Source organism: Clostridium sp. DMHC 10 (assembly GCF_001270375.1).
Lineage (GTDB): Bacteria > Bacillota > Clostridia > Clostridiales > Clostridiaceae > Clostridium_S > Clostridium_S guangxiense.
On sequence record NZ_LGVB01000015.1, the window covers coordinates 841,272 to 862,264 of the forward strand.

Annotated in this window: 26 protein-coding genes, 2 pseudogenes, 1 CRISPR repeat array and 1 riboswitch (1 of these 30 only partly in view); of the genes and pseudogenes, 5 read left to right on the forward strand and 23 right to left on the reverse strand. The window is 31.2% G+C overall.

Annotated elements, in window-relative coordinates; all coding sequences use genetic code 11:
- Positions 1 to 1,000: direct repeats of the CRISPR family, unit length 30 nt; unit sequence GTTGAACATTAACATATGATGTATTTAAAT; it begins 1,830 nt to the left of the window's first position.
- Between the two features lie 209 nt (positions 1,001 to 1,209).
- From AGR56_RS05900 to AGR56_RS05915, 4 genes are all read left to right on the forward strand, one after another.
- Positions 1,210 to 1,464: an aminotransferase class I/II-fold pyridoxal phosphate-dependent enzyme gene (locus AGR56_RS05900; RefSeq protein ID WP_053241494.1), complete on the forward strand. Its 255-nt coding sequence runs from the start codon at positions 1,210 to 1,212 to the stop codon at positions 1,462 to 1,464.
- A gap of 113 nt (positions 1,465 to 1,577) precedes the next feature.
- Entirely contained in the window at positions 1,578 to 2,480 is a 903-nt protein-coding gene (locus AGR56_RS05905) for a formate/nitrite transporter family protein (protein ID WP_053241495.1), read from the forward strand.
- A 59-nt stretch (positions 2,481 to 2,539) separates the two neighbouring features.
- Positions 2,540 to 2,640, forward strand: a riboswitch (THF riboswitch).
- Positions 2,641 to 2,702: 62 nt separating this feature from the next.
- Positions 2,703 to 3,221: a folate family ECF transporter S component gene (locus AGR56_RS05910; RefSeq protein ID WP_053241496.1), complete on the forward strand. Its 519-nt coding sequence runs from the start codon at positions 2,703 to 2,705 to the stop codon at positions 3,219 to 3,221.
- A 189-nt stretch (positions 3,222 to 3,410) separates the two neighbouring features.
- Positions 3,411 to 3,605, forward strand: coding sequence for a YwbE family protein (locus AGR56_RS05915; protein ID WP_053241497.1), 195 nt, complete (start codon positions 3,411 to 3,413; stop codon positions 3,603 to 3,605).
- Between the two features lie 118 nt (positions 3,606 to 3,723).
- Here AGR56_RS05915 and AGR56_RS21470 read toward each other — a convergent pair whose 3' ends face one another.
- Positions 3,724 to 4,029, reverse strand: a complete 306-nt coding sequence (locus AGR56_RS21470) for a helix-turn-helix domain-containing protein (RefSeq protein WP_242851339.1) — start codon at positions 4,027 to 4,029, stop codon at positions 3,724 to 3,726.
- A 507-nt stretch (positions 4,030 to 4,536) separates the two neighbouring features.
- Here AGR56_RS21470 and AGR56_RS19385 point away from each other — a divergent pair.
- Positions 4,537 to 4,683, forward strand: a pseudogene (locus tag AGR56_RS19385) (hypothetical protein); the annotation flags it as partial.
- On the opposite strand, the gene AGR56_RS05925 reads toward AGR56_RS19385, so the two are convergent.
- The 22 genes and pseudogenes from AGR56_RS05925 to AGR56_RS06015 form a co-directional block, all read right to left on the reverse strand.
- Positions 4,666 to 5,547, reverse strand: a complete 882-nt coding sequence (locus tag AGR56_RS05925; RefSeq protein WP_084756889.1) for an MFS transporter — start codon at positions 5,545 to 5,547, stop codon at positions 4,666 to 4,668. The pseudogene AGR56_RS19385 and the gene AGR56_RS05925 overlap by 18 nt on opposite strands.
- 90 nt (positions 5,548 to 5,637) lie before the next feature.
- Entirely contained in the window at positions 5,638 to 6,606 is a 969-nt protein-coding gene (locus tag AGR56_RS05930) for a permease (protein WP_053241498.1), read from the reverse strand.
- A 114-nt stretch (positions 6,607 to 6,720) separates the two neighbouring features.
- Positions 6,721 to 6,960, reverse strand: coding sequence for a thioredoxin family protein (locus tag AGR56_RS05935; RefSeq protein WP_053241499.1), 240 nt, complete (start codon positions 6,958 to 6,960; stop codon positions 6,721 to 6,723).
- Positions 6,961 to 6,994: 34 nt separating this feature from the next.
- Complete coding sequence (locus AGR56_RS05940) at positions 6,995 to 7,288, reverse strand: metalloregulator ArsR/SmtB family transcription factor (protein WP_053241500.1); 294 nt, start codon at positions 7,286 to 7,288, stop codon at positions 6,995 to 6,997.
- 544 nt (positions 7,289 to 7,832) lie between these two features.
- The gene (locus tag AGR56_RS05945; RefSeq protein WP_053241501.1) at positions 7,833 to 8,453 is read right to left on the reverse strand and encodes a helix-turn-helix domain-containing protein; all 621 of its coding nucleotides are present in this window, start codon (positions 8,451 to 8,453) and stop codon (positions 7,833 to 7,835) included.
- A 23-nt stretch (positions 8,454 to 8,476) separates the two neighbouring features.
- Entirely contained in the window at positions 8,477 to 9,463 is a 987-nt protein-coding gene (locus AGR56_RS05950; protein WP_053241502.1) for a hypothetical protein, read from the reverse strand.
- Entirely contained in the window at positions 9,438 to 9,602 is a 165-nt protein-coding gene (locus tag AGR56_RS20730; protein ID WP_198149947.1) for a hypothetical protein, read from the reverse strand. The genes AGR56_RS05950 and AGR56_RS20730 overlap by 26 nt, the downstream gene beginning before the upstream one ends.
- A gap of 20 nt (positions 9,603 to 9,622) precedes the next feature.
- Positions 9,623 to 10,456 carry a C39 family peptidase gene (locus AGR56_RS05955; RefSeq protein ID WP_053241503.1) on the reverse strand — a complete coding sequence of 278 codons (834 nt, stop codon included), beginning with the start codon at positions 10,454 to 10,456 and terminating at the stop codon, positions 9,623 to 9,625.
- Between the two features lie 139 nt (positions 10,457 to 10,595).
- Entirely contained in the window at positions 10,596 to 11,324 is a 729-nt protein-coding gene (locus AGR56_RS05960) for a GGDEF domain-containing protein (protein WP_242851340.1), read from the reverse strand.
- Positions 11,325 to 11,458: 134 nt separating this feature from the next.
- A complete protein-coding gene (locus tag AGR56_RS05965) occupies positions 11,459 to 11,809 on the reverse strand; it encodes a hypothetical protein (protein ID WP_008423847.1) in 351 nt (116 codons plus the stop codon).
- 128 nt (positions 11,810 to 11,937) lie between these two features.
- Positions 11,938 to 12,504, reverse strand: a complete 567-nt coding sequence (locus AGR56_RS23270) for a type IV secretory system conjugative DNA transfer family protein (RefSeq protein ID WP_347460401.1) — start codon at positions 12,502 to 12,504, stop codon at positions 11,938 to 11,940.
- 250 nt (positions 12,505 to 12,754) lie between these two features.
- Positions 12,755 to 13,768 carry a DUF87 domain-containing protein gene (locus tag AGR56_RS23275; protein ID WP_347460402.1) on the reverse strand — a complete coding sequence of 338 codons (1,014 nt, stop codon included), beginning with the start codon at positions 13,766 to 13,768 and terminating at the stop codon, positions 12,755 to 12,757.
- A gap of 20 nt (positions 13,769 to 13,788) precedes the next feature.
- Positions 13,789 to 14,067 carry a hypothetical protein gene (locus AGR56_RS23280; RefSeq protein WP_347460404.1) on the reverse strand — a complete coding sequence of 93 codons (279 nt, stop codon included), beginning with the start codon at positions 14,065 to 14,067 and terminating at the stop codon, positions 13,789 to 13,791.
- Between the two features lie 86 nt (positions 14,068 to 14,153).
- Positions 14,154 to 14,462 carry a hypothetical protein gene (locus tag AGR56_RS23285; RefSeq protein WP_347460405.1) on the reverse strand — a complete coding sequence of 103 codons (309 nt, stop codon included), beginning with the start codon at positions 14,460 to 14,462 and terminating at the stop codon, positions 14,154 to 14,156.
- Between the two features lie 120 nt (positions 14,463 to 14,582).
- Positions 14,583 to 15,648, reverse strand: a pseudogene (gene dcm, locus AGR56_RS05980) (DNA (cytosine-5-)-methyltransferase).
- Between the two features lie 12 nt (positions 15,649 to 15,660).
- Positions 15,661 to 16,038 carry a DUF3846 domain-containing protein gene (locus tag AGR56_RS05985; RefSeq protein ID WP_053241504.1) on the reverse strand — a complete coding sequence of 126 codons (378 nt, stop codon included), beginning with the start codon at positions 16,036 to 16,038 and terminating at the stop codon, positions 15,661 to 15,663.
- A gap of 6 nt (positions 16,039 to 16,044) precedes the next feature.
- Positions 16,045 to 16,611, reverse strand: coding sequence for an MT-A70 family methyltransferase (locus AGR56_RS05990; RefSeq protein WP_053241505.1), 567 nt, complete (start codon positions 16,609 to 16,611; stop codon positions 16,045 to 16,047).
- A gap of 10 nt (positions 16,612 to 16,621) precedes the next feature.
- Positions 16,622 to 18,349, reverse strand: coding sequence for a hypothetical protein (locus AGR56_RS05995; RefSeq protein WP_053241506.1), 1,728 nt, complete (start codon positions 18,347 to 18,349; stop codon positions 16,622 to 16,624).
- 70 nt (positions 18,350 to 18,419) lie between these two features.
- Positions 18,420 to 18,953, reverse strand: coding sequence for a DUF6550 family protein (locus tag AGR56_RS06000; protein ID WP_027626224.1), 534 nt, complete (start codon positions 18,951 to 18,953; stop codon positions 18,420 to 18,422).
- Positions 18,954 to 19,112: 159 nt separating this feature from the next.
- Entirely contained in the window at positions 19,113 to 19,667 is a 555-nt protein-coding gene (locus tag AGR56_RS06005; protein WP_008423829.1) for a hypothetical protein, read from the reverse strand.
- The gene (locus AGR56_RS06010) at positions 19,658 to 20,065 is read right to left on the reverse strand and encodes a DUF4320 family protein (protein ID WP_008423827.1); all 408 of its coding nucleotides are present in this window, start codon (positions 20,063 to 20,065) and stop codon (positions 19,658 to 19,660) included. The genes AGR56_RS06005 and AGR56_RS06010 overlap by 10 nt, the downstream gene beginning before the upstream one ends.
- An 11-nt stretch (positions 20,066 to 20,076) precedes the next feature.
- Positions 20,077 to 20,949, reverse strand: a complete 873-nt coding sequence (locus AGR56_RS06015; protein ID WP_053241507.1) for a hypothetical protein — start codon at positions 20,947 to 20,949, stop codon at positions 20,077 to 20,079.
- Between the last annotated feature and the right edge of the window lie 44 nt (positions 20,950 to 20,993).

Sequence of the window (20,993 nt, forward strand, 5' to 3'; positions counted from 1 at the left end):
TAACATATGATGTATTTAAATGTAAGTAAATACGTATCAAAATAAGTTACTGCCACGTTGAACATTAACATATGATGTATTTAAATTATTTAATTGTATTTACATTTTCAACATAAATACTGTTGAACATTAACATATGATGTATTTAAATTATTCCTTTACCTCCTAATTCTTTGATTCTCTTATGTTGAACATTAACATATGATGTATTTAAATCGATAAAAGACGCATTGTATTGACTTTTTTATGGTCAGTTGAACATTAACATATGATGTATTTAAATATACTTAATCCTTTAATTGAACTTCCATAATTTCTTGTTGAACATTAACATATGATGTATTTAAATAAATGCCAACGTGTTGTTTTATCTTTTGCCAATTGTTGAACATTAACATATGATGTATTTAAATTAAAATGACAAAGGAATTGAAAAAAGAATATTCTTCGTTGAACATTAACATATGATGTATTTAAATTCATCTTATTCATTGCCTGTTCACCATACCTTGCCGTTGAACATTAACATATGATGTATTTAAATCCGCTTAAGATTACTCTTGGTATAATATGCAAATAGTTGAACATTAACATATGATGTATTTAAATGAATTCAAAACAATGAATTCAATCTTTTTTACTTGTTGAACATTAACATATGATGTATTTAAATTTATAATATTAAAAATTCAATACTTCTAATATTATGTTGAACATTAACATATGATGTATTTAAATAAAAAGATGTCAAAAAGATACAATAAAAATTAAATGTTGAACATTAACATATGATGTATTTAAATACATAAATTATCATCCTCCTTTATATGTTATTTATTGTTGAACATTAACATATGATGTATTTAAATTAAACAGAAACCATATTTTGCATTAAATCAAACCAGTTGAACATTAACATATGATGTATTTAAATTGGCACTAGAATGTTATGTCTTAGATTAATTGGAACGTTGAACATTAACATATGATGTATTTAAATGTAAGCGTCAAAATTTTAGTACCTTTAATATGTTGCAAAACAGTATTAAAATATCCTAGTAGGCAATTTAAAACCTACTAGGATTAATTATTTCTTCGGTGGTGGTAAATAATGTTACAATGTGGGAGTATCAGTTTAAATTCTTCGTGAAATAGTGTTCTTTTAAGCTAATAAAAAATGCACGTGGAATTTAGGTTATAGTTAATGGATTGAATTCTATAAAGGGTATAACTTGTAAAAAACCTGAAGGTGCTTTTTATGCATTCCCAAATATAAGAGAAACAGGAATGACTAGTAAGGAAATAGCAAGCTATCTTCTTAATACAGCAGGGGTTGCAACTTTATCAGGAGCTAGTTTTGGCAGTTGTGGCGAAGGCCACCTGAGATTGTCTTATGCAAATTCAGTAGAAAACATTGAAAAAGCTTTGGAAAGAATTGATAAAGCCTTGAGAACAAGATTATAGTTAATCAATTAATTAATAGTGGTTGGAACTAACTCTCCAGCTAATCAAAATAGTGTCCAATCACTATTATTTGCAACAATATTATGAATATGAGTTATATTGGAGAATTTGATATGGATGAACAAAAATATCTTACCCCCGCTGAAATTGCGGAGTATACCATAGAGGCAGGGGTAAAAAAGACCAAATTAACTGCACTTAACATGTTTATTCTTGGTATTTTAGCTGGAGCTTTCATAGCTTTTGCGGCAGAGGGTTCGAATATGGCAGCTTATAACCTGTTTGCAAAACCTGATACCTACGGTCTTGGAAAGACTTTAGCAGGAGCAATATTTGGAACAGGGCTTATGCTGGTATTAGTTGCAGGAGGAGAGCTTTTTACAGGAAATACAATGATAATAGCAGGAGTTTTGGATAAAAGAGTAAATGTAAAGGCTATGCTTAAGAACTGGTTTTTCGTGTATTTAGGCAACTTTGCAGGAGCTGTATTTATTGCATACATGATGAATAAATCAGGATTGTACAGCAGCAGTGCAGGACTTCTTGGAGGAATGACCATAAAAATTGCCAGTTATAAAGTAGGGTTGAGCTTTATGCAAGCATTTTACCTTGGAATAATGTGCAACTGGCTGGTATGCCTTGCTGTATGGATGTGCTATGGGGCCAAAGACATGGCGGGCAAGATTTTGGCAGTGTTTTTTCCTATATGGCTGTTTATAACTTCTGGCTTTGAGCACAGTGTAGCAAACATGTACTATATTCCTGCAGGTATTATGGCAAAGAACACAAAGGCTTTTGCAGATGCTGCAATAACACTTGGGGTAACTTCTGAGAAACTTGCACACCTCAACTGGGGTAGCTTTGCAGTAAACAATTTAATTCCGGTGACCCTTGGAAACATAGTGGGAGGCGGAATATTTGTAGCAGCGGTATACTGGTTTGTATACCTGAAAAAAAAGAAACCAGCAGAAATTAAAAAAGAAGGGCAAAACAAACAAAGCCAGGCTGCAGTTTAAAAGAAAAATATACCATAAATAAAAGAAATAATCACATCAAATACAAGATATAAAAGAAAAGTAGAGTAGACAGGGCACGTTAAGTGTCAGATGACGGGAAGTTTGCATCTGAACGAAAGATCTTAACTGATTTGCGTTGCCTCTGTCGCATTCCGCTACTAAAGGGAATATCCTTCTCTTTAGGGGTAATTAATCAGGTGATATTGAGAGGAGATATTCAATATGAAAAATATAAATACCAAGAAACTAGTCTATTTAAGCTTGTTCATTTCTTTAGAAGTTATTCTCACCAGGTTCATTTCTATTCAAACTCCTATAATAAGAATAGGATTTACATTTCTTCCTGTAGCGCTTTCTGCCATAATGCTAGGTCCTATTTCCAGTGGAATATCAGCTGCGTTAGCTGATATTATAGGAATGGTAATCTTTCCGTCAGGAGCTTATTTCCCGGGGTTCACATTTACAGCGTTTTTAAGCGGAATAGTTTATGGGGCATTTCTATACAACAAAACTGTAAATTTATTTAGGATAAGTGCTGCAGTGATTATAATATCACTATTTGTTAATCTTGGATTAGATACGGTATGGCTTTGGATGATTACAGGAAAAGGTATAATGATACTGCTACCTGCAAGATTGATAAAATGTACTGCTATGATTCCTATTCAGATTATAACAATTGAAATTGTGTGGCGTCTTGTATCAGGCCGTATGAACATATCCTTGGAAAGTGGTTTCTAACCATGATTTGGGTCTGAAGAAATACGAATACATTTCAAATTGTATAAATGCAATAAGAATTAAGGACTTTTAACTACTTTACCTAGAAAATTAAAGTGTGGTTCATTTTCCTTCAAACTAATAGCGCGGTTGAATTCGAGGCCCATGATGGTATATAGTATATATTAAAATAGTAGAAGGAGAATGATTATGGATGGTACAAAAAGAGAAAATATTAAACTTGGTGCCAGGGTAAAGGTTGTTCAAAAGCAGGACCAGCGAACCGGAAAACTAACTGAGGGAATTGTATTTAAAATTCTTACAAACTCATCAAATCATCCGCATGGAATCAAAGTAATGCTTGAGGGCGGTATTGTTGGAAGAGTCAGTGAGGTTATGGATTAAATTTTAAAAAGGCACTCTGGGTTGTTTCTTTACAGAGTGCCTTGTGAATTTTGGAGTTATGCTTTTATATTTGGAAAATATGGATTCATGGGATATCCACCGATGCCTATAAATTTATTCACTCACAATACCTTTTCAAAGCTTCCATATCCTTTATTCTAAAGGCTGACAAATGAAAATCAATTATGCCTTCATCTCTCATTTGGCATATTTCCCTGGACATAGATGGTCTGGATACATTTAAGAAATCGGCCAGTTCGTTTCTCTTTAATGAGAGCGTCATATTTACGTTTTTCGTAATCTTATATTGATCCAGCAAATAGGTGCAAATCTTGCCCCGGATACTTTTTATGGATAAATATTGAACTTTTTTATTAAGCATTAAAGATTTATCAGATATCATCTTCATAAAGTTTTGAAGCATGGAAATATGCCAGGAACAATTATTTCCACACCTGGTTATCAGGTCTGAGTTAGTAAGAAATAGAACCTTGCAGGGGGATTGTGCCCACACTGTTACAGGACATATCTTGTTGCTTGAAAAGACAAGCATCTCTCCGAATAAATCACCTTTTTTAGAACTGATAAAATAACTCTATTTCCTTCGGCATTTTCTTTAACGATAATGGCCTCACCTTCTAAAATCATGCCAAACTTGTCAATTGACTCACCGGCATTTACTATAGATTCATTTTTGCCAAAGCTTTTTATTTTTGGTGTTAAGCATTTCAGCAGTGAGTATATCTCTTCTTTTTTATACCACGGAATAAAAGAGATTCCTTAATTATATCTATATATGCGTCAATCATTTTTTAATGTTCTCCTTTTTGTATCCTGAGATACCGAATTGTATCTAGTTAAATAATATAATTAAACCATGGATTTAACAAGTAGCAATATTAAATAAAAAATATAAATTAGGAGGCACATTATGTCAAATATGTTTTGTTTTCAATGTCAGGAAGCTGCAGGAGGTAAGGGCTGCACTGTAAATGGTGTATGCGGTAAAACTGCAGCCGTGGCAAATACTCAGGACTTATTAGTTTTTGTAACTAAGGGATTAGCATATAATAATGTCAGCAAGTGATGCTGAAATAAGACCCAAACTAAGAACTTTACGCTGACCAATCTTACTTGTAATTTTCCCACCCATTCTTCCACCGATTACTGACATAATTCCAAACCCAGTCATTATGAAACCAATGTAAAGATTATTATAATGATATATCTTAGAAATAAAAGAACCAGTATACGAAAAACTTCCAACTATAAACATTCCTTCAAGAATCACTATTATATAGGTAAATAAGCTTTTAGTATTAGAAATAAGTTTTATATAAGGCTTTATAATTTGACTATTAGGATTCTTTTCTGAAGGTAATAATTTATAATTTTTAATTAACAAAATTGCAGGAATAAGAGATATTATAGAATATATCAAAAATACCCCTCTCCAATTTAAGAAAAATGCAATTGTACCACCTATAGCCATACTTAATCCTTGCCCAAGAAATGATAATCCCATAAAAGTACCAATTGCTTGTTGTCTTTCTTGCATTGGAAAAACATCACCTATTAACGCCAGTGATATAGGCATTACTGAGGCTGCAAAAATTCCTGTTAATGCACGAAATAAAGCTAAACTTGTTAAGCTTGAACCTAAAGCACATAGACCCGTAGCAATTGTAAATGCCAACACCGAAAATGTAATTACTTGTTTTTTGCCATATCTATCAGCCAAAGGTCCGAAAATAATTTGGAAAATACCAAAAGGTATCATATATGCTGTTATTAGTAATCCTGCCTTTGCTATGTCTATATTTAAATTCTGAGATATAGTTGGAAGTATTGGAGACACTACCCAGTTATCAGCCATAACTATAAATCCAGCAAGTCCTAATAATACAATAAGACTTTTTTTATTAATAATTTTTTGTTCCATAATTCAAAACCCTCCCTAATTCATTTAAGCCCAACAATTTCATTTAAATTACCAGGACTAAATATGCTAATAGCCCTGGTATAGAACCCACTATTTAATTATGAAATTAAATAGATATCCAATAAATATAATTCCTACAGATACAATACTATAGAATACTGCTAATAATTTAGGCTTTAAAACTCTTCTTAAAAGAATCCCCTCTGGTAAGCTTAATCCTGTTACAGCCATCATAAATGCAAGAGAAGTTCCCATGGAAACCCCAGCTCTTGTAAGTTCACTAACTAATGGTATAACTCCGGCAGCATTAGAATATAACGGAACACCAATTAGTACAGCTATAAATACTGCAAATGGATTACTCTGTCCAGCATATTTTGCCAATGCCCCTGCTGGAATCCATCCATGCATAAAGCCACCTATAGCAATACCAATTATCACATATATCCATATTTTCTTTATTAAATCTTTTGTAAAGCTCCATGAGTCTAATAGTCTTTCCTTTGTAGTTGGATTAGGTAATTCTACATCAGAATTAACCTGCATTTCATAGACATAATCTTCTACCTGCTTTTCCATTTTTAGTTTTCCAATTATGATACCACTTACTATTGCTATAATTTCACCAGAAACTACATAAATTAGAGCTATTTTTATTCCAAATAAACCATATAAAAGCCCTAATGCAACCTCATTTACCATTGGTGCGGCCACTAAAAAGGAAAATGTAACTCCAAGTGGTACTCCTGCTTCAACAAATCCTATAAAAAGTGGAACTGCAGAGCATGAGCAAAATGGAGTAACAATACCAAGTAAAGCCCCAAGAATATGTCCTATAAATGTACTTCCTTTACTTCTTGCAAGTATCTTTCTTGTTTTTTCAGGAGGAAAGAAACTCCTTATAAAAGTGATTACATAGATAATAATTAGCAATAAAATAAATATCTTTATAGTATCAAATACAAAGAAATTCAAAGAACTACCAAGTTTACTTTCTTTAACAAGTCCAAACACAGTATAAATAAGCCAATCAGCAAAAATTTGTATAAGTGTAAACATACTATCCCTCCATCTAAATTATAACTTTATAATTAAATACTTATATAGTGTTTTAAAATAATGGACTTTTATCCTATAATATAGGGTTAAGTCCAGTTTTAATATTGTACACCATTATTTTTCATCGTTAATATATTTCTTAATTTCATCAACAGTGGAAACTTTACCATACATTTTTACTTTTTCATTAACAACTAAAGCAGGTGTTCTCATAACTCCATATTTCATAATATCTTTAATATCCTCTACCTTCGTAATTTTAGCCTTTACCTTAAGTTCTACAACAGCTTCCTTAGCATTAGCCTCCAGCTTCTTGCAGTTTGAGCATCCTGTTCCTAATATCTTAATTTCCATAATCTTACCCTCCTAAATTTATTATTAATATATTCTATTTAGAGTTATCAGAGTAACTCATAACATACTTCTCTACACTATCTATAATATTTTTTATTTCCTCACTACTAATTCTATAATGAGTTTCCATTCCTACCTTTTCAGATAGTAATACACCAGCCTCTTTAAGTATTTTTAAATGCTGAGATAAATTAGCTTGACTAAACTCTATATTTTCATTTAATTTGCATACACACTTTGGTCCATCATACAAAAACTTTACTATTTTATACCTTATAGGATGTCCTAATGCTTTAAAGATTCTAACACTTACTTCTTGTTGATTCATAATTATCCTCCGGAAATATAACCATATAATTAAATCGTTATAAAGTTAGTATATTCCTTATGGCTATATTTTGTCAACGCATAATAAAAAATAAAAACTTTCAAATTTAAAGCCTTTATTTCTAATACTTATACAACATTATTTATCTTTTTTTAATTTATGATTCTTATTTTGGTAGTTATTTTTGTCATATCCTAGATGTTCACCCATTTCTCCTTTAATCATCGGCTGAAGCAACCATACAAACAAATCTAACAATACATTTTGAGTATCCTCAGATGTTTTTATATTTGAATCCTTATAAAATATTTTTTTAATTCATCCTTAGAAAAAGACATAGTCTATACTCCCTTCAATATGATAATTTATTATATCATCTTCTGAAGTTTACAAAGACTATTTTACACTCTAAATATTAAAGTATTTTGATGTTTTTTATACCTTAAATATTTCCATTGAACTCATATTAATTTACAATCATTTATTGCCAATTATAAATATATACTTATCTTTCAATATCACTATAACTCTTATATTGTATAGTTCATGGAGGGTACAAATTGTCCCCCACCCCATGACATAGAGAATTTAATGTCAGTATTGTTCTAAGATTATTAATTCTTCTGTTTATTCTATAGAAAAGCATAGGGTGGCATTTTCCTTTGTTTATAAAATTTATATACTTCAAAGGTCTTTGGATTGAAATACTTGCTATACTTTGATTTAATTCCTCTATATTATTTGTTTCTATTAGTTTTGACTCTATATAATCCTCAAAACTTATTGCTTCAATATTCTTTATGTTGCTTGTCTCCTCTTTCACTTCAATATCTTTTAGCTTTTTTTCATCAAATTTCTTTTTATTAGCACTAGGTTTAATATTATTATTATTTTCAGACTCCATTTGAAGTCTATAAAGATTAGAACTTTGTCCCCCATTATCCCTATATCTTTCTTCTTTAAGAATGAATCCTTGTTCTACAAGAATATTCATGTTCCTTTGTATAGTTCTTTCTGATACTCCGCAGTCACTAGCTATAGTTTTTACAGAAGGAAAGCAGGTTCCTTCTGCATTGGCTCTATTTATAAGATAAAACATTATTTGCTTTGCTCTGCTTGGTAGATTTGATTTATATACTTTATCAAGCATTTCTCCTTTTTTCACAATAGCTCCTCCTCTCTTCAATTTTAGGTAATAAATGCATTAATTATTTCTTTGTATATATCTTCATTAATCTTTCCATCAAATAAACTTGGTGAATATTTAAGAAAATGTATATTATCATTACTATTTTCAAAGCTTTTTCTTATTTTAAAATTCTCTTCATTAGATACTGAAGTAAACAAAATATTATAATTAAAATCTTTTACAGAATTAGTTGTTTCATATGTTTCTATAAGCTCATAAGGCTTGCTTCCACTGCATAGAATTTTAATATTACAGCTTTTAAATATTACTATATTCCCTTTATTTAAACTGCCTAAATCAAAGATTTGATAGTTTACATCATTAGGAAATTGCTTATTAGGATAGTATTCAACTCCTTTGTATCTATAATAATTTTCTACCTTTAAAAATTCATAATAAGCAGCTATTTCTTTTAAATGCCCACTGTCATTAGCTTCTGTATAACTTACCTTAGCTCCAATATTAAATAAAAATCTTGCCATATTAAAAGCAGTTGTAGTTGTACCAACTCTTGATGATACTCCCGCAACTGCTATTTTTATATTTTTATGATTAAATATATACTGATTTTCATGAATTTCTTTTATGTTCCAATCTTCCTCTGTCTTTCCTATATTGCTTAAACATTTTAATATTTCATCTTTAATCTCTTGTATTTCTTTAGAAATTATAACATTATAGATTTTTTCTTCTATAAGGTTTGATATTATTTTGTCTTCTCTTTTTAATCCTTCAGCAAAGATTATTATTCTTGAATCATACATGGCTTTAAAGGCTGTTATTGCTTCAATTATTTCATTTTCGGTATCTTTAAGAGCTTTTAAATCAATGGCAAAATAAGAGTAGTGACTTAAGCTTCTCATATCATGAATTACAAATTTTTTCAAATAGAATTCCCCCGAAAGCTTTTTAATAACCATACCTTTTTCCTTAGATAAAAAATCAAATAATCCTATATTTTCACTGCTTGATAGATACAAAAGCACTGCCCTCACTCCTTGCCACTTTATAGTCTGCTGGTACGTCTATAGGTTTGTGTTTAGGTTTATAAGTAAATAGTAAAATAAACCCTATAACCACAATTACAATATATATAAATAGCTCTATTAATAACTTCTTTTTCAAAGTACTCTACCCCTTTCTATTTATTGTTTACTGATTATCCAAAATGGACCTCCTGCATCTGCTCCTTTATTTGCTTCATTTAATACCATTGATAAATCCCACTTTTTTTCACTTCTTGTCCTACTTACTGGATCAGCAACTAAAATCTTTTTATCTTCTGTTACTCCCCTAAGAACAATAAAATGTCCACAGCTAGTAAAATGACCCTTTGCCATAATGGCAATTATAAGTTTTCCTGCGGAAAGTGCATCTATAATTCTTTGTGGTTGACTAGAAGTACAACCTTCTACTGAAAGTCCAAAGTGTTTTGCTCCATCAGGTATTAAAGTATGATAAGAACCCACCCCTTCGCAGTAATAACCATTTTCATAAGCCCATGTGCTCATTTGAACTGGATCAATTTTTTTATCTGTAAGGCTTGACACAACTATAGCAAGAGAAGTCGGACCACAACCACTCCTTCCTATAGTACCTGTTCTCCCATAAGGCTTGTCCTTCCACCTTTCATCAGCTTGATTATAATAAACCACTTCTGTTACTCCATCTTTAAAAGATACTCCTGAAAAGTCTAATCCACTACTTTCTAAATAGCTATTATCATTAGGATTTATCAACTGTTCATATCCATACTGGCTTCTTATATTTTTAATCTGTGTTAACTCATTTCCAAAGAAAATGCTACTCAGCATTTCAAGTGGATTTGTAAGAATATATACAATAAAAGCCAAAATTAAAAGCACCGAAATAATCGGTGCCAGTGATATAAAAATTATTTTATTTCTGGTTTCATCATCTTTTGCAGCTTGAATTACTATTTTAGCAATTGTAGCTGCTGATTTCGGATCTAATAGCATAGAACCCGCCTCCATTATTATTTTTAAACTAAAAAAGAAGGATTGAATTATTACATATCCATCTCTAAACTAATATACAAATTGTTACTATACTATAGATTTATTAAGATTGTTACTATACTATAGATTTATTAAGATTTTATGCCGTTATACCTGTTTCAAAATCTTCAATAATAATATGATCATTATTATTCTGTTTTGCTTTTGTTGATGCTAAACTTGCTACATTTACTAAATTTCTTATTGTTTCTATCCTATCGTCAATTATTCTGTCACTGAAATTACAACATGCTATGCCAACAGATGCTGAAACTGGAATATTATAAGGATAATTATAATCTTTTATTGCCGTTACTATTTTTTTAGAAAGAATTTTACATTTATTCGCATTATATGTAGTCAAAATTGCAAATTCATCCCCTGCATATCTACATAAAAAATTATCTGGTTGTATATTTTTTTTAAGTAAATCTGCCACAATTTTCAAAACTTTATCTCCATTTATGTGTCCAAACTTCTTATCAATATATCCAAAATTATTTAAATCTATAAATATTAATGAAACTTCTTTTCTTTGCTCTATTAAACTATATATATTATAAAATAAATAATCGCTTTTATATAAACCCGTTAGTAAATCAATATGTCTTCCCAATTCTATCTTTAATTGACTTTTCGTAATAACCCCTACAACTTTACTATTATCTTCTACAAATATTACATCTATGTTCTGATTAAAATCAAATAAATTTTTAATTTCCCATGTAGAGGTTTCTGAGCCTACGCAAATATATCTATTAGTCATAACATCCGCAACTATTCTGTTAGGATTTGCAATTCCTAATTCTCTTAAAGTTAAGACTCCCACTAACTTTTTCTTATCATAAACGGCAGAACACTCTATGTTATTTTGATAAAAAAATCTCCTGAACTTTTTTTACTCCATCTAATACGTCTTACTTTATAAAAAATTTTTATCTATTATATCTAAAACCCTTTGTATCATAAATCTATAGATTTGCTAACATTGATAGTTATATTAACTTGCGCCTTTATAATCATATCTTCATTAGCAATCCTTTCAACCTCCTCCATTATTATTGGAATAAGTTTATCTTGCGGAAGCATATTTAAGATAGTCCTTCTAACAACTATTGCTTCCACGCACTGATGTTCTATTTTAACTATTTCATATTGATCAGGAGATAATATATCTACCATTCTTCTAGCAGCCTCTGGACCTATTGGAGCTTTCTTACCAACAATTAATATGTCTTGCATAGGAGGCATTTCAAACTCTGAAAATCTCATACTTATTTCAGCTTTTTTAGTTCCTTCTGATTTATATCCCATAAATATGTCACCTTCCTTAATTTCATAAACTATATTATCATAAATTGTCTAATTATTCTATTATTTTACTTGAAATTTATTTTATTGTCGATAAATTCCATAGTTTAATAATATTACTCTTATATTATTTATCTTCCCCCAGCTTTCCCCATATACTCAAATTTATATTCAGGTATCTCAAACACAACATGAAGTCTTTTAGACCCAATCATGAATAAGGCATTGCCTCTCTTTTTACTTGCAAGAAGCTCTTCTTCTGCATCTGTTAAATTGTAAAGTTCCTTTGTTTCTTGTAGATTTCTACCATCTGTACCCATTATGATTTTAAAGCAAGGTATATCAAGAAGTGCCTGTCCATACATTTTTATTTGTGAATCAAGAAAATCTACAACTGAATGGCTTATTATAGCAACTCCTGCTTCATATTTTCTTGCTCTCTTTTCAACATTTCTTAAAAATACTAGACTTTGAGGTACATTGGTATCAATCATAAGATAAGCTTCATCGCATATTAACAATACTCTTTCATTTCTATCTTTGCTCATCTCCTGCCAACACCAGGTAAGAATATTAAAATATTGAGTTCTTTTAATATTGTCATTAGTATTTTGTAAATCATGGGTATCAAGACAAATACATCTTGTGTTAGTCTTAATAGAGCTATATCCATTCCAAAGAAAAGAATCACTTCCCATAGCTATATCTTTTAAAAGCAGTGCAAGGTCATCATAAATATTAGCTTCGCTTTCTTTTCTTGTTTTTCTTTTGCTTTTTTATCTATCAAATTATATAAGTCTAAAAACATAGGAAAATCTTCATTACTAAGTTTGGTTATATCTGTATCCCAAGTTATGCCAAAGTTATTATATAGCTCAATTAAGCAATCTTTAAGAATAGCTCTTTCTCTATCTGTTAAGGATGGAATGTATAGACTAAAAAATATTTCTAAATTCTTAATATAAAGAGCATATCACCCATACCTTGACCTTCATCTTTATAAACTTCATCATTATCATCTACTGGTGTTGGTCTTATTTGGAGTGGATTTATTCTTCCATTGCTGCCTCCACCTGCATTAATCCAATCTCCATTTAAAGCTTCGCATAGCTCTTTGTATTCTCTTTCTGGATCTACAAATATAATTTTAGTACCTTTCATATATTCAGATAAAGCTATATGCTTAACTGCTGTAGACTTTCCAACCCCTGCTATGCCCATTATAACCATGTTAGTGTTGGTTCTATCATTTCCTCTTTTCCATGTATCCAGTATAATTAATCCACCACTAGAATCCCTTGCAAAATAATAACCTGTTCCATCATTATAACCGCTTGATGAAAAAGGAAATCCACCTACGAAGGTGGATAAAGGAACTATTCTGCTTACTATCTGCTCTATATTTTCATCTGAAGTATAGAATGGTGAACAGTTTTTAAATGCCTGTTCTTGCAAGTTTGACAGGTTTCTTGGTTTACATTTACTCATGGCACAGGTACTTTCAGTTTTTCTGCAAACTTTATTGAAATTTTCATCTTCTCTTGATATTGGCATAATGGTAATTCCCATAAGTCCAACTGTTTCACCGTTTTGATCTATTTGCACCATTATCTTTTCTCCATCTAAAGCTGAACGTTCTGCCCTTTTCTGAGCTAGTGGATCTTTGGCACTTTCTGCTGCCCCACGACTTTGTATTACATTTCTTGAAAGACTTTCGATAAAAGAAGAATTATCAATAGGTTTAAAGGTTATACTGACAATAGTACTTGGTATATTTGTAATTTTAGAAAGCCATCCATAATCAACTTTTTGAGGATATTTAACTATTCCATATACTTTTCCCGTATTTTCGCCTATAACTAAGCTGTTTCTTTTTATTTCTAGTCCCATTGGAGTTATTATATTTAGCAAGGATTTGTTTAATAATATTTCTTGATTTAAGGTATTTTTATTTTTTATCATTTTCACATCTCCCTTTTCTATTAAAAAATAGGGATAGTGGCTTCAAACTCACTATCCTCTATATTTGTATAAGCTGGATTATTTACAAGATTACATAACCTTACTATATCCTGCTGCTTTAATATTTCACATTGTATGTTTCCACTTTCAAGCTTTGACTTAAATTCATAGCATCTTTTAGATATTTCTCTTTCTATATCTTCTTCATACCTTTCCCAAAGCATTATATAAAACTGCCTTTCAACAACTTCTCCAGATAAGGCATAATTACTCATTACAAGCATTTCATTTCTTAACAAATCCTTTTGCTTTTGATCTGAGCTATTTGAAATAATACCAGTATACTCATTTATAAGTGGTGAAATATCTACTGGTCTTGATACTGCTAAAAACTTATAAGGCTTTTGCTCACTTGAAAGTTCTGCTGTGAGAGTCTTACATAAAGCTTTTTTTCTCTTTCTGATAGCAAATCAATGCTTATAGGATTAATTTTTATATACATGATAATGTAGCCATCTCGTGTATATAAATAGCGTTCTTTAACATCTTTTACATTTACAAACTCATTAGCAGTTTTCTGCTCTTTATTTTCTGTAACCTTTGTTCTTTTACTATTCTTCTTTAAAAATAACAGTGTTAAACCTCCACAAATTAAACAAAGCAATAACATAACAATTGGTATAATAGGTTTCATGGTGCACCTCCTATAGCTTTAATCCTTCTTTAATTCTTTCATGTTTTAATATTAATATCTTTTTTTCATAATCCTCATTTTTGCTATTCTTTAAGCAGTGCATATTATCTAAAATTCTAGTCACTCTACTCTTAATCTTGTGCCAATTTCATATACTATTGAAACGGTAACTGAATTACCAGCTTGCTTATATAACTGGCTATCTGAATTGACTGATTGTGCTTTATAATAAAATTCATCAGAAAATCCTTGCAATCTAAAACATTCAAGGGGCGTAAGTTTTCTTATCGCCCCACCCAATAATATTCCATGTCTATCTTGTGTTGTTAAAGTAAACATTGGTTCATTTTCATTTTTAAATCTACGCCCATTTTGACGTTTTTTTTAATCTTTCTGGGGTAAGAACAGCTCTTGGAATAACTAAAACTCCACTATTATCTGCAGCTCTATTTGTAATTCCAGAATTATATCTTGCTTTTATACATCTTGCATTTTCAGTTACTTGAGGTTTTAAATTTAAGTCAACAAAATATAATCCTGTTTTTGCTCCTTGACCGCCTCCATGAGAAGTTAATGTTGTACTTAAACCATCTATACTATATACCCTTTGTCCTTGTTTACCTCCTATAAGCTGCTTAAGAGTTTTTGGGTTGCAACTGATGATAGGAAATATTTTTGTGAAACTTCTTCCTCTAATATGTGCAATAATGAACACTCTTTCACGGTTTTGTGGCACTCCGAAATCTTTGCTGTTAAGCAATTGCCATTCAGCATCATACCCCAATTCATAAAGTGTACTGAGGATGGTTTTAAAAGTCCTGCCTTGGTCATGCGATAGCAGTCCTTTGACATTTTCAAGAAGAAGAAGTGGAGGTTTTCTTTCATTAACCAATCTGGCAATTTCAAAGAACATAGTTCCTCTAATATCTTCAAATCCTCTCCTTTTTCCTGCAATTGAGAAACTTTGACAAGGAAATCCTGCACAGAGCAATTCAAATTCGGGCATTTCTTTTGGATTGATTTTTCTGACATCATTAATAAACCACTCTCCTTCACAACTGTACATAGCTCTATAACTTCTATCTGCAAATTTATCTACTTCGCAATGACCTACGCATTCATGTCCAGCCAATTCAAGTCCTAATCTAAATCCGCCAATACCACTAAACAAATCAATAAACTTCAAGTATTCTCCCTCCTATATCTCCATATCATCTTCATAATCTGGTACATAAACATCCATAAAAGCTGAGTCTTCTACTTCTTCCCGAGAATAATACTCTGGTTCTCTAAACCTTTCATAGTATTTTGAAATCTGCTCATCTGTTAGTGAAATAGATGCTCCATCTTCATTAAAGCCGCAAAGAAAAAACGTACCAGCAATTATGTCTCTGCCGATACGTCTGTTTCCTTCAAGACCTCTTATTTTACCTTCTTCATTACAAACAAGGCTTGTATTATCATCTAAGTCTACCATTTCAATTGAGCCTCCAACTATCTCCTGCATAGGTTGTAAACCTTCTTCTATTTCTGCAACATAAGGCCTTATTTGAGGTTGAACTATTAATACTCTCATAAGTTTTTACATCTCCTTTACTTTTTTAATACTTTCTCTAATATCTAAACCATCAATTTCATTACCAAGACAAACCCATCCTTCATGAGTTTCTCGTGCAAAGAGTTCAACTCTTGGTAAATCTCCGCAAAGCTCAATTATTCTTTTCCTTACTTCCTCAGGTTTTTTACTATGCTTTTCAATAGGTAAATCTATAACTGAATGAACTGCTTTTGATATTCTTTTAGGGTGACCTTTAGTTCCAATTAGGCATATTTCCGGATTAGCTCTTGTCCAAAATCCCAGTCCCCAAAACCAATTTGGGCTTTTCTTATTTCTCTTTACCCAGCAAAACCCTAAAGTTTTATAAGTAAATCCCCATCTTTTCATAGTTTCAAGACCTACAAGTAAGTTAGGAAAAGTAACCCACAAAAATAAAATACAATCTTCCATAGCTAAACTTGCTACGTCAAGATTGTATATGTTTTCATGACTCATAGTATTATAATGATTTTCAGCAGATCTACCTCTACCTTTTTTAGAATATACTTTATAGCTCCAAGGTGGATCAGCATAAATTATATTAAATCGCATAAGTTTCACCCTAAAACTGTGGGCCTATATGCCAATCGTCATACAAGCTGCCTTTTATGTTTACATAATCATTCAAATTAACTGAAAGCATACCCTCTGGCGTCCATGCATCTATTACTTCTGCATATACAGAATAGATTCCATCTGGATACCATATTGGAGTAAAATGTACTCTTTGATTATAGGTAGAATATTTATTTTTTCTAAGCTGAAAACTTGAGGAATAACCTGCTGTTATCATTTCTAATACTCTATTATAGGTTTTATAATTAAATTCAGGATAATAAGAAATAACATTTTGAGCACCTGTTATGGATGAGCTTGGAGCATTAGAACTAAGATTAGAAGTTACATTTAAGTTTATTCCATATCCTGATTTCATAGTTTTTGAATAGGCTGTAGGGACTTTAGCATCTGGCTGAAGGTTCATATTGGCTGAAAGATAAGCATAGTAACTTATCCATTTATATTTCCAATCTCCTCTATCAACCCAATGACCATTATCAACCCAGTATCCAGTGTTTTTACCTGTACTAACCCAGTTCCAGTTTGCCTGCCATTCCCATTTAGGTTCCCAATAACAATCCCATTTTCCCCATGTAGCAGAAGTTTTTGGAGCTTTACTTGGAATACTAGAAGCTTTAAAACTTGGGTTCTTATCATTAGCAGTAGGATTTGGTGGAGTATTTTCTTTAAGGTCTACTATTTTGGCTGTAATATTTGCTTTATTTGCAGATGCTCCACTTATACTTACATCTATATTTAATGTTTGTGGTGTTTTGGGAGTGTGCCATTTAAACCAAACCTTTTGAGATTCTCCTTCTGGAATATAAATATTACTTACAGTGTAGTTTTGTCCATTTACTCTAAAGCTTACAGATACAGGATTGTCAGGTGTTCTTCTTCTATCTGTATTTACAGTTATTGAAGTAATAACATCTGTGTCACATCTATATTCATAGGAATTACTATCAATATCTACTCCCTTATCCGCCTCACTAAACCTTATAACACCAAGCCCTAAATAAGCTTTTATTTGAGTATTTGATACCTTTTGATTACTAGATCCTGACCAAGCAGCAAACCCTAAATCAGAAGTTTGTAAAAACAACGCAAGGGGTAAATTCTTATGAGATAAACTTACCATCTTTGCTCTTAATCCTCCACCGAGCTTTTCATCATATAATGCTGCTTCATGTGCAGTCATTGCCATATACACTCCTTGAAAAGTCATGTAAGCTATAGGTTCAATAAGTATTTTATAATCTCCGCTTATAAGATTTTCATAATTCATACCAGTAAGACTTGCAATTAACCTTAGAGCATATTCAGAACAAAAGTATTTTTTAGTAGCTTCAATATTTATAGTATAGCTACTTGAACCAATTATCCTTGGCATAGGTTGAGATGGAATATAATAGTTATACACACTTGTGTATGCTTGCAAGGAACTTCCGTTTCTATATTGAATTTTTGATTTCTTTCCAAAATGTATTTTTATATTATTTTGATTTTTATTTGAGAAATCAATAGGTGTAGTTACTGGCATTTGATCTCTACACCTGATAACAGTAATCCTTACCCCATCATTCCCTGGATTCCAAAAGTTTTGAGATGATCCATTTCCCATTCCACCTCCTCCGCCGTCAAAGTTTCCATCTCCTTCAGCAAATACACTTATAGGTACAGAAAAAATTATTAACATTAAACAAAGTAAAAATGCTGTTACTCTTTTCATAAGCTTACACCTCCAAAAAATAGAGAGTACAGATTTTAACCATACTCTCTAAAAATACTTTTTTATTAAACTAATCCATTGTACCCACTTGCTTATTAATATCACCATCAGATGTTACATTTGTTCCTTGACCACCACCACCTTCATCGTTAACCCAACCAAACCCTGGAACATATACTTGTCCTTTGTTATTTTTTTCTCCTCCCTTAGGACTTGATTCTTTCTGTGGTTTTACTGCTTTTTCAGGATAAGTAGGTACTTTATTTTTATTTGTTATATCATCTGTAGTCTTAGGTTTTTCCTTTGGTGGTTCTGGTTTTTTAGGTACTGTTTCAGTATTACTACTTACAACATTATTTTGAGAGGATTTTTCTGTACTATCAGCAGCATTAATAACTGGTACTTTAGCTTTTTCTTCATTTTCTGTTTTTATTTCCTCTACCTTAACTTCATCTACCTTATTAATATCTGATAAGACTTTATCCTCTTTATTTTTAGGTGTTTTATTTACATAACTTATTAAGCCTGCTCCAAGAGCTATAGCTAAAACAACAAGAAGTGTTACAGTTAAATTTTTCTTTACATTAAAATTAAGTTTTTTCATCCACATTCACTCCCTTAATTTTTTTCAACATAACGGGTTTTTCTGCCCTTGTTAAAAAATAAACACACTTTTTGTATTTTGTCCAGATGTTTTTTTATTTTTTTATTTTTACTTATTCACACGTTGTCCACATCCTCTCTTGTGGATATGTGATTAACTTTAGAACTTAGAAGTATACCCTGCATTGACCTTTAAGTTTATTTGTAGTGGTGGCAGCTTATCCCATCCAAAAGATAAAGGCACTTCAATATGGATAGTAGCTTGAGCTTGAAATTTATTTGAAGTATTAGGATTTAACGGTGCTAATGGTGTATTTATAATATTTATTTTAAGATCTGAAAGCTTATATTCTGTCTCTTTTCCCGTAAATTTAATGTGATATACACCATTTTTCTCTAAACCTAAAAGATTATCAAGATAAGTAAATATATCTCCTGTATCTACTTTACTCTCCCATAAATTAGCTTGGTTTAGATTATAGCCTCCACTATATCCTTCACGTAGCCCATTATATACATCATCATAATTTTGAGTCGCCACAGCTATTACAGAAGTTTGAAGTGCATCCCTTACTCCCTTTGCTATAATTTGAAGCCTCATGTATTCTGATACTGCACTAAATATTATTATCAGTGATAAAACTATTGCACAAGCAAGAGAAAGAGCATTTCCTTTTTTCTCCTTCAATATCCTTCTTATGTTTTTTACTTCCAATACACTTCACTCCTCCCCGTAGCTTTAGATTTAAGTTCAATAGGAAAAGAGCCAAAACTAAAGAACCCTATATCCACCGTTTTAGTAACTGTTACAGTAATTTCATCATTTAGCTGTACTTTATTTGTTCCACTAATGTAATTTACCTGCCATGATATAGCAGGACTTATTCCTGTTTGATCTTTTAAACTTTCTACCTTCGCACTTACTTCCGTACCTACTCTTCCTGAAATTTCTGCGGTTCTCATAATTTCATTGGCATAAGTATTTAATTGATTTTTTGCCACAAATACAGGAAATATTTTTACTGCAAAAGCAATAACCATCATAGCTGCAATTATAATAACTACAGTATCAATATATCCTTCGCCTTTCTTTTCTTTTAAAAGTTTAATCACTGCACCACCTCCTAGAACAATTGCCCCATGGTTTTCATTATTTGAATCCCCATTACAGCAAGATACATTAGTACAAAGCACATAAGCATTGCAAAGGAATATTTTCTTATTTTTGATGGCTGTTTTGCTGCTAGTGTTTTAAGCCTTTGAAGTTCTAATTGCTTTAAATCATGGGATAACATCTGAAAATATACCACTCCATCATCACCACGAAGTACGCTTATAAGCCCTCTTACGACCTCTGAAAGTGTTGAACTTCCAAGTCTTGTTTCAAACCTTGTAAGTGCTCCCTCAAAGCTTCCTGATTTCATATCTGCAACAGTTATTTCAAGTTCTCTTTTCATGGCTTTTCCTGCATTTTGCTTATAAGTTTCAAGAATAGACAGTATATCTCTGCTTGCTTTAAGCTCTTGAGTTAGAGTAGCAGTAAATCTTGGAAGTTCATATTCTATTTCCTCTCTTTGATTTTTAACCTTATCCTCAGCCACCTTAATTTCTTTAAAATATATTGCTATAGCTAAAAATAAGATTACTGGAGTTATTATTGGTAAAATAAATAAAGCAGGAATAATACTAAATAGTACTAAACCTGCTTTAACATAAGCTTTTGCAATATAGGTTTCTGGAGTTAAATTTATTTCTGCGGATTTTAAAATTGCTGTAAGTTTTCTTTTTTTATACTCATTAAGCTTTATAATTTTTGATAGCTTAGTTGATAGCTGTAATATATATAGTTCCGAATTGTGTGTCTTTTTCTTTTCTCTCCTGCTTATGCTTATTACTGCCTTTGAAGCTTTTAAACTAGGGAGTTTTAATAAATCTGCCATTAGCATGTATACTCCAAATGAAAATAGACAGGAAAATATAAATAGTATTGTTAACATATATTAATTTCACCTCACACAAAAACACGCAAAGCTTTTGCCTT

Coding starts and splice junctions, on each gene's coding strand:
- AGR56_RS21470 (WP_242851339.1), bottom strand. CDS start 4,029: ATGCTTCAAAACTTTATGAAGATGATATCTGATAAATCTTTAATGCTT.
- AGR56_RS23275 (WP_347460402.1), bottom strand. CDS start 13,768: ATGATAAAAAATAAAAATACCTTAAATCAAGAAATATTATTAAACAAA.
- AGR56_RS05985 (WP_053241504.1), bottom strand. CDS start 16,038: ATGAGAGTATTAATAGTTCAACCTCAAATAAGGCCTTATGTTGCAGAA.
- AGR56_RS05910 (WP_053241496.1), top strand. CDS start 2,703: ATGAAAAATATAAATACCAAGAAACTAGTCTATTTAAGCTTGTTCATT.
- AGR56_RS05955 (WP_053241503.1), bottom strand. CDS start 10,456: ATGCTATTAGATCCGAAATCAGCAGCTACAATTGCTAAAATAGTAATT.
- AGR56_RS23270 (WP_347460401.1), bottom strand. CDS start 12,504: ATGGGAAGTGATTCTTTTCTTTGGAATGGATATAGCTCTATTAAGACT.
- AGR56_RS05915 (WP_053241497.1), top strand. CDS start 3,411: ATGGATGGTACAAAAAGAGAAAATATTAAACTTGGTGCCAGGGTAAAG.
- AGR56_RS05995 (WP_053241506.1), bottom strand. CDS start 18,349: ATGAAAAGAGTAACAGCATTTTTACTTTGTTTAATGTTAATAATTTTT.
- AGR56_RS06000 (WP_027626224.1), bottom strand. CDS start 18,953: ATGAAAAAACTTAATTTTAATGTAAAGAAAAATTTAACTGTAACACTT.
- AGR56_RS23285 (WP_347460405.1), bottom strand. CDS start 14,462: ATGAAACCTATTATACCAATTGTTATGTTATTGCTTTGTTTAATTTGT.
- AGR56_RS05905 (WP_053241495.1), top strand. CDS start 1,578: ATGGATGAACAAAAATATCTTACCCCCGCTGAAATTGCGGAGTATACC.
- AGR56_RS05990 (WP_053241505.1), bottom strand. CDS start 16,611: ATGCGATTTAATATAATTTATGCTGATCCACCTTGGAGCTATAAAGTA.
- AGR56_RS05930 (WP_053241498.1), bottom strand. CDS start 6,606: ATGTTTACACTTATACAAATTTTTGCTGATTGGCTTATTTATACTGTG.
- AGR56_RS05935 (WP_053241499.1), bottom strand. CDS start 6,960: ATGGAAATTAAGATATTAGGAACAGGATGCTCAAACTGCAAGAAGCTG.
- AGR56_RS06015 (WP_053241507.1), bottom strand. CDS start 20,949: ATGTTAACAATACTATTTATATTTTCCTGTCTATTTTCATTTGGAGTA.
- AGR56_RS05965 (WP_008423847.1), bottom strand. CDS start 11,809: ATGGGATATAAATCAGAAGGAACTAAAAAAGCTGAAATAAGTATGAGA.
- AGR56_RS05940 (WP_053241500.1), bottom strand. CDS start 7,288: ATGAATCAACAAGAAGTAAGTGTTAGAATCTTTAAAGCATTAGGACAT.
- AGR56_RS05925 (WP_084756889.1), bottom strand. CDS start 5,547: ATGGAACAAAAAATTATTAATAAAAAAAGTCTTATTGTATTATTAGGA.